Genomic DNA, 11,455 nt, shown 5'->3' on the forward strand with positions numbered 1-11,455 from the left:
GGGGCGCTGTCACGCGGCCTGGGGTGAGTGGACCGGCCGGGGTGGGGTGGCTGTCACGCGGCCTGGGGTGAGTGGACCGGCCGGGGGGGTGTCACGCGGTGCGGGGCGGGTGAACCGGCCGGGGGTGGGGGCGCTGTCACTCGGGTCGGGGTGGGTGTGGGCCGGCCGGCGGGTGTTGCCGTCGTTTCGGGGCCTGGGTGGACGGGTGCGCCGGCCGGAGGGGGGTTACGGGGTGTCGGCGCGTTTCGTGCGGCCCCGTGCGCCCCTCGGTGCCGGAACGGGCCGGCCGGCCGTTCTCACGTGTGCCTGGAGGCGTTCCGTCACTTCACCGGCGGTACCGGCCGCTGCGCGACGATCGGGGCCGTCGCGGCGGTCTGCGGCGAGTCCGCGTTGGCGTAGACCGAGGGGGCCGCCACCGCCGCCGTCGGGTCCGGGGCGTCCTCGACGTCCTCCACCGCCGTCGCGCCGCCCACGATGCGGATGCTCGCCGCGTCGAACGCCCGCTTGATCCGCCAGCGCAGCTCCCGTTCGACCGTCACCGACTTGCCGGGCATCGTCCTGGCGGATACCCGCACCACCATGGAGTCGATCAGCACCGAGTCCAGGCCGAGCACCTCGACGGGGCTCCACAGCAGCTCGTTCCAGGGCTCTTCCTTGCTCATCTTCTCGGCGACCTCGTCCAGCGTGGCCTTGACCTTGTCCGGGTCCTCGCTCGCCTTCACGGTCACGTCGACACCGGCCGTCGCCCAGCCCTGCGACAGGTTCCCGATGCGCTTGACCTCGCCGTTGCGGACGTACCAGATCTCGCCGCTGTCGCCGCGCAGCTTGGTCACCCGCAGCCCGACCTCGATCACCTCGCCGGAGGCCACACCCGCGTCGATCACGTCACCGACGCCGTACTGGTCCTCCAGGATCATGAAGACGCCCGACAGGAAGTCCGTGACCAGGTTCCGGGCGCCGAAACCGATGGCCACGCCCGCCACACCCGCCGACGCCAGCAGCGGCGCCAGGTTGATCTTGAAGGTGCCCAGCACCATCAGCGCGGCCGTGCCCAGGATCAGGAAGCTCGCCACCGAGCGCAGCACCGAGCCGATCGCCGCCGAGCGCTGGCGGCGCCGTTCGGCGTTGACCAGCAGCCCGCCCAGCGCCCCGCCCTCCGAAGCCTGCGGGGAACGGCCCATCCGGTCTATCAGCTTGGTGATCGCGCGCCGCACCACCGCCCTGAGCGCCACCGCCACGACCAGGATCAGCAGGATCTGCAGACCCATCGCGAGCCACGTCGACCAGTTCTGCTCGACCCAGCTCGCCGCGTTCGTCGCGCTTTCCTGGGCGTCCTGGAGCGACGGCACCGCCGGGGACGTCGACCCGGAAGGGGACGGCGACGGGGACGGCGAGGCGCCGGCGGCCAGGAGGGCGGCGGACAGGGACGACACGGCAGGTACCTCCAAGGTGTCGCGCGGTCCGTACCGGCGGGCGGTCAAGGTCACGAAAAGGTCACCGGACGGACAGGAGCACCACACTAACGGGGTATCGCGTGCGTCCCGGCCCGATCCGCGCAGCGGCCGCCCAGGAGAGACGCGGCTCACGCGGGCTTGAACAGGCCGTGGTCCCGGGGACGCATCAGGTGTGGTCGAAAACACTCCCAGCCCGTTACCGGGACATGGTGGCGCTTCCACCAGGCATGAGGGGAGACTGACTGCAGATCGTCCCGGCGCGAGCCACGCGCCGCCGACGCCCAAGGAGGCACCCGTGCCGCATGTCCTGGTCCTCAACGCGTCGTACGAGCCGCTCGGCGTCGTACCGCTCCGCCGCGCGCTCGTCCTCGTCCTGGAGAACAAGGCCGTCTCCCTCGAGGAATCCGGCGCCTATATGCACAGCGCGACCGTCACAGTCCCCGCACCCAGCGTGGTCCGGCTCAAGCGATTCGTCCGGGTTCCCTATCGGGGGCCCGTTCCTCTTACCCGCCGGGCGCTGTTCGCCCGGGACGGGGGCCGGTGCATGTACTGCGGTGGCGTCGCAACCAGCGTCGACCACGTCATCCCGCGCAGCCGCGGGGGACAGCACCGCTGGGACAACGTGGTGGCCTCCTGCCGCCGCTGCAACCACGTCAAGGCCGACCGCCACCTCGTCGAACTGGGCTGGCGGCTGCGGCACAAGCCGGCTCCGCCCAGCGGTCTCGCCTGGCGCATCATCGGCACCGGACATCGCGATCCGCGCTGGCTGCCGTACTTGCAGCCGTTCGGCGCGGACGACGTCATGGCCCGGATCGACGGCATCTCCGCCTGATCGGTCCGGGCTCTCGCGTGCGGGGCCCTCGCGTGCGGACCGTACGGGCTGTGCGGGACTCCCCGTGCGGGTCCTCGCGTGCGGGGTCCTCGCGTGCCGACTTGCCGACTTCACGTGCGATCCGTGCGGGACTTCACGTGCGGTCCGAGCGGGTTTTCGCGTGTGAGGCTTCATATGCGGTCCGTGCGGGTCGTCGGGTGCGGGGTGTGTGGCCTCACGTGCGGTCCGTGCGGGTCGTCGCGTGCGGGTCTTCACATGCGGTCCGTGCGGGTCGTCGGGTGTGGGGCCTCACGTGCGGTCCGTGCGGGACTCACGTGCTGCCTGGGCGGATCCCCGCGTTCGGTCGGCGGGCCGTGCGGGCCGTGCGGGCCGTGCGGGTCGTGGCGTGCGGGTCCGCACGCCCTGGCGCGGGTTCCGGCCGGGCGGCGGGCGGAGGGGGTGGTCGCCGCCAGGTGTCCGGCCGGGCGGCGGAGCGGTCGCGGCCCCCGGTCCCCCCCCCGTCACCGCGGTGCCGGCGCCGGATGACCCGGGCACCTGTTTTGCCGCGCGTGGCTTCGGGCTCACGGGGTAGGCCTGCCGTAACCCGTCCGAAGCCGAAGCACGGCGTACCGACAAGGAGGCCCCCCATGGCCGCACCGGCTCCTGTCTCGATCCCGGCCCAGTACAAACCGGCGCCCTACAAACCCGTGGCGGACACGTCCGCCGGGACCCACGAGGCGCCGCTGTGCGCCTTCAGCGCCGAGAGCGCGTGCACGCAGGCGCCGCTGACCAGCGAGCCGCCGCTGCCCGACGCCGAGCCGCTCACCAGCGAACCCCCGCTCGCCGAGGCCGCCCCGCTGACCAGCGAGTCCGACCCGGTCCCGGCCTCCTTCGCGCCGGGGCTGTAGATGGCCGCGGCGCCCGAGGAGCCCCCCGGCACGCAGTCCGCGGACCTCGCCCGGCTCGCCGGGCTGCACGGGGTCGCCACTTCCTACCGCCCGGCCCCGGACCGCACCGTCCAGGTCCCCGCCTCCGCCGTGACGGCCGCCCTCGCCGCCCTCGGCGTCGACGCGAGCGGCCCGGCCGCGGTGACCGCCGCCCTCGCCGCCCGGGAGCGCGAACTCCGCGAGCGCCTCCTGCCGCCGACAGTGGTCCGCTGGGCCGGTGCGGAGCCGCCCGCCGCCCTCGCCGCCCTGCCCGCCGGCACCCGGCTGCGCGTCGAGACGGAGGACGGGGAGGAGCGCGAGGGGATCGCGGATCTCCCGCTCGGCGTCCACCGGCTGACCGCCACCGCCCCCGACGGACGCACCGGCCGGACCCACCTCGTCGTCGCCCCCGACCGGCTGCCCGCCCCGCCCGGCCGCTCCCACGGCCTCCTCGTCCAGCTGTACTCCCTGCTCTCCCACCGCTCCTGGGGCATGGGCGACCTCGCCGACCTCGCCGAACTGGCCGCCTGGGCCGGGCGTACCGCCGGCGCCGGGTTCGTCCAGGTCAACCCGCTGCACGCGGCCGTACCCGGCGCCCCCACCGATCCCTCGCCCTACCGTCCCTCCTCGCGCCGCTTCCCCGACCCCGTGCACCTGCGCGTCGAGGAGGTCCCCGAGTTCGCGCACGCCGAGGACCGCGAACGGCTGGACGGGCTGCTGGAGCGCGCCGCCCGGCTGCGCGCCGACGTCCTGGACAAGGGCGCCCTCATCGACCGGGACGCCGTGTGGGAGCTGAAGCGGGAGGCACTGGAGCTGGTCCTCGCGGCGCCCCTGGAGCCCGCCCGCCAGGCCGCCTTCGACGCCTTCCGCGCCGCCCACGGCCAGGCGCTCGACGACCACGCCACCTGGTACGCCCTGGCCGAGGTCCACGGCTCCGACTGGCACCGCTGGCCGGACGGCCTGCGCGACCCCCGCTCCGCCGCGACCGCCCGTGCCCGCGCCGAACTCGCCGACCGGGTCTCCTTCCACGCCCGCCTCGCCTGGCTCACCGACGGCCAGCTGCGGACCGCCCAGCGCGCCGCCCGGGCGGCCGGCATGAGCGTCGGGATCGTGCACGACCTCGCCGTCGGCGTGCACCCGGCCGGAGCCGACGCCTGGGCCCAGCAGGACGTGTTCGCGGCCGGCATGTCCGTCGGCGCCCCGCCGGACGCCTTCAACGCCCGCGGCCAGGACTGGGGCCTGCCGCCGTGGCGCCCCGACCGGCTCGCCGCCACCGGCCACGCGGCCTACCGCGACCTCCTGCGCGCCCTGTTCCGGTATGCGGGCGCCCTGCGCATCGACCACGTCATGGGCCTGTTCCGGCTCTGGTGGGTGCCGAAGGGCAGCCCGCCCACCGAGGGCACCTACGTCCGCTACGACGCCGACGCCATGCTCGCGATCCTCGCCCTGGAAGCCGCCCGTGCCGGGGCGGTCGTGATCGGCGAGGACCTGGGCACCGTGGAGCCCGGTGTCCGCGAGGCGCTCCAGCGGCGCGGGGTGCTCGGCACCTCCGTGCTGTGGTTCGAGCGCGACTGGGAGGGCGACGGCCGCCCGCTGCCGCCCGAGCGCTGGCGGACCGACTGCCTGGCCACCGCCACCACCCACGACCTGCCGCCCACCGCGGCCCGGCTCACCGGCGACCACGTCGACCTGCGCGACCGGCTCGGCCTGCTCACCCGTCCGGCGGCCGAGGAGCGGGCCGAGGCCACCGCCGACGCCGCCGAGTGGCTCGCCCTGCTGGGCAGCCTCGGCCTGCTCGACAGCCCGGCGGCCGGACCGCCCGGCTCCGACGAGGAGGAGGAGATCCGCGCCGTCCACCGCTTCCTGCTGCGCACCCCCGCCCGGCTGATCGGCGTCTGGCTGCCGGACGGCCTCGGCGACCGCCGCCCGCAGAACCTGCCGGGGACCTGGGACCAGTACCCCAACTGGCGGCTGCCGATCGCCGACGGCGAGGGCCGGCCGGTGCCGCTGGAGGAACTGGTGGCCTCACCCCGGCTGCGCCGGTTGCTGGAGGTGTTCCGACCGGCGGACGGCGGTGCGGTGGCCCCGTAAGGCACCCCGGGCGCGCGGCCCCGGCGGCGGTTCGCTAACTTGATTCCGTGGACAAGAAGAACGCCCTGCGCGCCGGCGCCCTGGCTGCCGGTACGACGCTGATGATGCTGCTCATGTCGTCCCCCGCGCTCGCGCTGACCCGCGACGACGGTGACGACCCCGGTCAGGGCCTGAGCGTCATCGAGACGCTGGGCCTGTATGTCTTCGCCCCGGTGGTGCTGTTCGTGGTGATCACCGGCCTGGTGATGGTCCTGGACAAGTCCCGGGCCAAGAAGGACACGACCTCGTCCAACATCAACGTCCGGCCCGACGCCCGGGCCAATGTCTGACCGGACCCACTGGTTCGTTTCGCCGGAGGCGCCCGTCCTCCCGCCGGTACGCGCACGCGCGTGCCCCGGGGTGGGACCGGCGCCTCCGGCGTTTCGGCGTGCCGGCCGGCGGCCCGGACCACGGCCCGGACGGCCGCCCGCGCGTGACCGTCCGAGGGGGAGCGCCCGCGCATAGCCGTCTTCGAGGGGGAGCGCCCGCCTGTAGGCGTCCGAGGCGGAGCGCCCGCGCATAGCCGTCCGAGGCGGAGAGCCCGCGCATAGCTGTCCGAGGCGGAGAGCCCGCCGAAGGCGCTTCCCGCGCCACCTCGGCCATCCGCCCGGCCATCCGCCCGGCCATCCGCCCGGCTATCCGGCCGTCGAGATCAGCAACTCCCGCAGCAGGTCCGCCAGTTGTCCGGCCTGTTCGTCGGTCAGGCCGGTCAGCGCGGCGCTCTCCTCCGCCAGCCCCGAGCCCACGGCCTCGTCGATCAGCCGCACCCCCTCCTCGGTGAGGGTCACCTGCAGGCCGCGCCGGTCGTGCGGGTCGGGGGAGCGGCGCAGCAGTCCCGCGCGCTCCAGCTTGTCGAGGCGGCCGGTCATCCCGCCGGTCGTGAGCATGAGCGTGGCCGACAGCTGCCGCGGCGAGAGGGTGTAGGGCTCGCCGGAGCGGCGCAGGGTGGCCAGGACGTCGAACTCGCCGCGCGAGATGCCGTAGGGCTTGTAGGCCCTCTCCATCCGGTCGCCCATCGCACGGGAGAGCCGGAAGATCCGGCCGAAGACCTCCATCGCCCTCGTGTCCAGGTCGGGCCGTACCCGCGCCCACTGCTCGATGATCGTGTCCACGGGGTCCGTCGGCTGTGACTGCATGGGGAGAGTATCGGCCCCTTTCCGCTTGCCCGCAAGAAAGTCACTGGAAAGCCACTTGACGATAAGTAGCTTAGCGCTAAGCTACTTACCAGCGATCGAAGCAGCGCCACCCTCTGATCAGGAGCCTTCCCATGGCCACCACCACGAGCTCCCGCCTCGCCGTCATAGCCGTCACCGCGCTCGCCCCCGTCTCCTGGGGGACGACCTACGCCGTCACCACCGAGTTCCTGCCGCCGGACCGCCCGCTGTTCACGGCCCTGATGCGCGCCCTGCCCGCCGGGCTGATGCTGCTCGCCGTGACCCGGGTGCTGCCGCGGGGCATCTGGTGGGCCAAGGCGGCCGCCCTCGGGGCGCTGAACATCGGCGCCTTCTTCCCGCTCCTGTTCGTGGCGGCGTACCGCCTGCCCGGCGGAATGGCGGCGGTCGTCGGCTCGGTCGGCCCGCTGATCGTGGTCGGGCTCTCGGCGCTGCTGCTCCGCGTGCGGCCGACCCCGCGCACGCTGCTCACCGGACTGGTGGCCGCGTTCGGCGTCAGCCTCGTCGTGCTGAAGGGGGCCGGCGCCCTCGATCTCGTGGGTGTCCTCGCGGCCCTCGCCTCCACCGCGTCCATGGCCACCGGCACCGTGCTGACCAAGCACTGGGGCCGCCCCGAGGGGGTCGGTCCGCTCGCGCTCACCGGCTGGCAGCTCACCGCGGGCGGTCTGTTCATCGCGCCGGTCGCGGCCCTGGTCGAGGGTGCCCCGCCCGCTCTCGACGGCGGCGCCGTCGGCGGCTACCTGTACCTCGCCCTGGCCAACACCGCCGTCGCCTACTGGCTCTGGTTCCGCGGGATCGGCCGGCTCACCGCCACCCAGGCCGGGTTCCTCGGCCCGCTGTCCCCGCTGACCGCGGCGCTCGTCGGCTGGGCGGCCCTCGGCCAGGCGCTCACACCGGTGCAGACGGCGGGCATGGCGCTGGCCTTCGGGGCGACGGTGGCCGGGCAGTTCGGCGGCCGCAAGCCGCGACTGTTCAGGACAGCTGAAAAGACTGCTCGGAAAGATTCGATGGACCTGCCCGTTCCGGCGCTGCAACGGTAGAGGCGTCCCCCTCCGTCACCCCTCGAAAGGCTTTCCGTGACCGCAGTCGCCCACCGGACCACCACCGCCCCGGCCCCCCGCTCCATCGGGCCGGGGCGGGCCGCTGTCGTCGGCCTCGCCTGCGCCGCGCTCGCCACGGTCGTCTGGTCCGGCAGCTTCGTCACCTCACGCGGCCTGCACGACACCGTCCCACCCGTCCAGCACGCCTTCTGGCGCTGGGTGATCGCCCTGCTCGCGGTCGCCCCCTTCGGCGCCCGGCGGGCCTGGCGGCAACGGCACCTGTTCTGGCGCCACCGCGGGTACGTCCTGCTCGTGTCGTTCCTAGGCGTCGCCGTCTACAACACCCTCGTCAACGAGGCCGGGCTGACCACCCCGGCCGCGACCATGGGCATGGTCATGGCCGCCTCACCGGTGCTGATGGCGGTGTTCGACCGGCTGGGCGGCGAACGGCTGGGCCTGCGGCGCACCACCGGGCTGCTCCTGGCCTGCGCGGGCGTGGCGCTGCTGGTCGGCGGCGGCGCGGACTTCTCCGCCGGCGCCCTGTGGATGCCCGCCGCCGCCTGCTGCTTCGCCGGTTACAGCGCGCTGCTGCGCCGCCGGCCGGCCGGACTCGACGGTACGGCCTTCCTGTTCACCACGTTCCTGGCCGGCGCCGTGCTGCTGCTGCCCGCGCAGGCCGTGAGCCTCACCGTGCAGGGCGGCTTCCGCCTCGCCGCCGGCACCGTCCTGCCCCTGCTCTACGTCGGCGTGGTCTCCTCCGCGCTCGCCTTCTTCGCCTGGAACAAGGCCGTCGCCCTGATCGGCGCCACCCGCGCCGGCATCGTGTACTACCTCCAGCCGGTGTGCGTGGCCCTGCTGTCGTGGGCCGTGCTCGGCGAGCACACGGGATGGCCCCAGCTGCTGTGCTTCGCGCTCGTCCTGGCCGGAGTGGTGCTCGGCGCGGGGTCCCGCCGCTGACCTCCCCGGCGCGGGGGCGGCCGGCGGGCGGGACCTCACCGAGGACTCACCCTGCCTGCTTCACCCAGGGACCCCGGGCTCTCCTCTGCCACCCGGGGCCCCGGGGGCCTTCTCCTGTCAGCCGGGGACCGGCTCTCCTGCCGTCACCCGGGGCCCTGGGACTTCCTGCTGTCACCCAGGGACCTCAGGCTTTCTCCTGCATCGAGCTGCGCGCGGGGTTCGCCTGCTCGGCGGCCTTGGGATCCCTCTCGTCGGCCTTGGCGCGCACGCCGTCGGCGATGCGTTTGCCGATGGTCTCGTCGATGTTCGACCAGTAGGTGAAGGCCCGTTCGAGAACCGGTTCGCTGACTCCGTTGAGCAGGTGACCGACGACGTTGTCGACCAGCCGGTCCCGGGCGGCGTCGTCCAGGACCTCGCGCACCATGGTGCCCGGCTGGCCCCAGTCGTCGTCCTCCGGATGGGAGACGTAGGCGGCCCGGGTGATCTCGCCGTCGACCGCCCAGCTCGGCGGTGAGCCGTAGCGCTCGGTGTCGGCCGCGGGGCCGCCCTTGGAGTTGGGGGCATAGACCGGGTCGGTCGTGTTCCGGTAGGCCATCGCCCCGTCCTTGGAGTACGTGTGGACGTCGACGACCGGGGCGTTCACCGGCAGCTGCTGGTAGTTGGCGCCGATGCGGTAGCGGTGGGCGTCCGCGTACGAGAACAGCCGCGCCAGCAGCATGCGGTCCGGGCTCGGGCCGATGCCGGGGACGAAGTTGTTGGGCTGGAAGGCCGCCTGCTCGATCTGGGCGTGGTTGTCGGTGGGGTTGCGGTCGAGCGTCATGCGCCCGACACGGATGAGCGGATAGTCCCCGTGCGGCCACACCTTGGTCAGGTCGAACGGGTTGAAGCGGTAGCCCGCGGCCTCGGCGTACGGCATCACCTGGACGTACAGCGTCCAGCTCGGGAAGTCGCCGTCCCGGATGTGCTCGAACAGATCGCGGGTGTGGTAGTCGGTGTCGGCGGCGGCCATCTGGTCGGCCTCGTGCTGCGTGAAGAACTCGACACCCTGGTCGGTCTTGAAGTGGTACTTCACCCAGAAGCGCTCACCGGCGGCGTTGATCCACATGTAGGTGTGGGAGGTGTAGCCGTTCATGTGGCGCCAGGTCCGCGGGATGCCCCGGTCACCCATCAGCCAGGTGACCTGGTGGGCGGACTCCGGGGAGAGGGTCCAGAAGTCCCACTGCATGTCGTGGTCGCGCAGGTTGTTGTCCGCGCGGCGCTTCTGGGACCGGATGAAGTGCTGGAACTTCATCGGGTCCTTCACGAAGAACACCGGCGTGTTGTTGCCGACCATGTCGTAGTTGCCTTCGCTGGTGTAGAACTTCACCGCGAAGCCGCGCGGGTCGCGCCAGGTGTCCGGGCTGCCGCGCTCGCCCGCGACGGTCGAGAAGCGGACGACCAGGTCGGTGCGGACGCCCGGCTGGAACAGGGCCGCCTTGGTGTAGGCGCTGACGTCGTCGGTCACCTCGAAGTGGCCGAAGGCGCCGCTCCCCTTGGCGTGCGGCTGGCGCTCGGGGATGCGCTCCCGGTTGAACTGCGCCATCTGCTCGATCAGGTAGGCATCCTGCAACAGGATGGGCCCGCCGGGACCGGCGGTGAGCGAATGCTCGTCGCTCTCGACGGGCGCGCCCGAGTCGGTGGTGGTGGCGGGGTGGAACTCCGTCATGAGTACGCCTTTCCTCGTGCACTGGACGGCCGCGTGCCCTCGCACGCTGCCGTGCGTCCGGCGAGGCGGTGGCGGGCCGGGGCTCCGGGCCCGGCTCCCCTCTCACGGGCGGGTGGGATCCGCTCGCGCCGGGCAGTTCGGCTCTCCTCAGTCGCGTGACCCTCAGCGGCCGGGGTAAACACCCTCACGGCCACCGGCCCGGCGGCGGTGGCCGGCCGACGGCCCGCGGACCGTCACGCAGGGTGCGGGGTGTGCTCCGCCCCGTGCCGGTCCGTCCGGGGCGCCGTGTAGCGTGCGCGCATGGCCGAGTGGGAGCTGAGGAAGCTGCGGATTCTGCGGACCCTGCGCGAGCGGGGCACCGTGACCGCGACGGCCGAGGCTCTGCACATGACCCCGTCCGCGGTCTCCCAGCAGCTCACCAACCTCGCCGCGCAGCTCGGCGTGCCGCTGCTGGAGGCCCAGGGCCGCCGGGTCCGGCTCACCGACGCGGCCCGGCTGGTGCTGGCGCACACGGAGGCGGTGTTCGAGCAGCTGGAACGGGCGGACGCGGCCCTCTCGGCGTACGCGCACGGCGAGGCCGGCGAGGTCCGCGTGGGCGCCTTCCCGACCGCCGTGCCCGCCCTGGTCGTACCGGCCGTACGGGCCCTGCGCGCGACCCACCCCGGGGTGACCGTCCGGGTCCGCGAGGCGGAGGCCGCCGAGGCGTACGACCTGCTGGCCGCCGGTGACGTCGATCTCGCCCTGTCCCTCGCCGCCGAGGCCCCGAGCGCGGCCGACCCCCGCTTCACGCATGTCCCGCTGCTGGCCGACCCGCTGGACGTCGCCCTGCCCCCGGACCACCCGCTCGCCCGCTCCGCGGAGCTGACCCTCACCGACCTGGCCGCCGAGTCCTGGATCTTCGGCGGCAGCGGTCCCTGGTCGGACATCACCCGCCGGGCCTGCGAAGCGGCCGGCTTCAGCCCCCACCAGGGGCACTCGGCCTCCGGCTGGACCGCGATCCTGGCCATGGTGGAGGCGGGGATGGGCGTCGCGCTGGTACCGCGCATGGCGGCCGGCCGGCGGGCCGGCGTGATCCTGCGCGAACTGGGCGCCGACCGGCCGGTACGGCATGTGGTGGCCGCGGTCCGCAGGGGCGGGGAGACCGGGCGGGCGGTGCGCCGGGTGCTGCGGACCCTGCGGGACACCGCGGAGGGCGGCGCCGCCCCGGGGTGACGGCACGCGGGCGCCCCGGGACGGCGGTACGAGAAGCAGCGGGCGCCC

General features: G+C 74.0%; 10 protein-coding genes. 7 read left to right on the forward strand and 3 right to left on the reverse strand.

Annotated elements, in window-relative coordinates:
- Positions 1-320: 320 nt before the first annotated feature.
- Positions 321-1,433: a mechanosensitive ion channel family protein gene (locus GT045_RS12495; RefSeq protein ID WP_161334204.1), complete on the reverse strand. Its 1,113-nt coding sequence runs from the start codon at positions 1,431-1,433 to the stop codon at positions 321-323.
- A gap of 316 nt (positions 1,434-1,749) precedes the next feature.
- Here GT045_RS12495 and GT045_RS12500 point away from each other — a divergent pair, with 316 nt between their 5' ends.
- The 4 genes from GT045_RS12500 to GT045_RS12515 all read left to right on the forward strand — a co-directional run bounded on the left by GT045_RS12500 (position 1,750) and on the right by GT045_RS12515 (position 5,611).
- Complete coding sequence (locus GT045_RS12500; RefSeq protein ID WP_161294338.1) at positions 1,750-2,286, forward strand: HNH endonuclease; 537 nt, start codon at positions 1,750-1,752, stop codon at positions 2,284-2,286.
- A 626-nt stretch (positions 2,287-2,912) separates the two neighbouring features.
- Positions 2,913-3,173 carry a hypothetical protein gene (locus tag GT045_RS12505; RefSeq protein WP_161290496.1) on the forward strand — a complete coding sequence of 87 codons (261 nt, stop codon included), beginning with the start codon at positions 2,913-2,915 and terminating at the stop codon, positions 3,171-3,173.
- Complete coding sequence (gene malQ / locus GT045_RS12510) at positions 3,174-5,282, forward strand: 4-alpha-glucanotransferase (protein ID WP_161334205.1); 2,109 nt, start codon at positions 3,174-3,176, stop codon at positions 5,280-5,282.
- Positions 5,283-5,329: 47 nt separating this feature from the next.
- Positions 5,330-5,611: a hypothetical protein gene (locus GT045_RS12515; RefSeq protein WP_161334206.1), complete on the forward strand. Its 282-nt coding sequence runs from the start codon at positions 5,330-5,332 to the stop codon at positions 5,609-5,611.
- A gap of 345 nt (positions 5,612-5,956) precedes the next feature.
- On the opposite strand, the gene GT045_RS12520 is transcribed toward GT045_RS12515, so the two are convergent.
- A complete protein-coding gene (locus GT045_RS12520; RefSeq protein WP_161334207.1) occupies positions 5,957-6,457 on the reverse strand; it encodes a MarR family transcriptional regulator in 501 nt (166 codons plus the stop codon).
- A gap of 131 nt (positions 6,458-6,588) precedes the next feature.
- Between GT045_RS12520 and GT045_RS12525 the strand changes: the two genes are divergently transcribed.
- Both GT045_RS12525 and GT045_RS12530 read left to right on the forward strand, forming a co-directional pair.
- Complete coding sequence (locus GT045_RS12525; protein WP_161334208.1) at positions 6,589-7,533, forward strand: EamA family transporter; 945 nt, start codon at positions 6,589-6,591, stop codon at positions 7,531-7,533.
- An 84-nt stretch (positions 7,534-7,617) separates the two neighbouring features.
- Positions 7,618-8,490: an EamA family transporter gene (locus GT045_RS12530; protein WP_345942629.1), complete on the forward strand. Its 873-nt coding sequence runs from the start codon at positions 7,618-7,620 to the stop codon at positions 8,488-8,490.
- Between the two features lie 184 nt (positions 8,491-8,674).
- On the opposite strand, the gene GT045_RS12535 is transcribed toward GT045_RS12530, so the two are convergent.
- Complete coding sequence (locus tag GT045_RS12535) at positions 8,675-10,195, reverse strand: catalase (RefSeq protein ID WP_161334210.1); 1,521 nt, start codon at positions 10,193-10,195, stop codon at positions 8,675-8,677.
- A gap of 300 nt (positions 10,196-10,495) precedes the next feature.
- On the opposite strand from GT045_RS12535, the gene GT045_RS12540 reads away from it, so the two are divergent.
- Positions 10,496-11,407, forward strand: coding sequence for a LysR family transcriptional regulator (locus GT045_RS12540; protein WP_161297324.1), 912 nt, complete (start codon positions 10,496-10,498; stop codon positions 11,405-11,407).
- Positions 11,408-11,455 lie beyond the last annotated feature (48 nt).

It is taken from the genome of Streptomyces sp. SID486, from assembly GCF_009865385.1.
GTDB lineage: Bacteria > Actinomycetota > Actinomycetes > Streptomycetales > Streptomycetaceae > Streptomyces.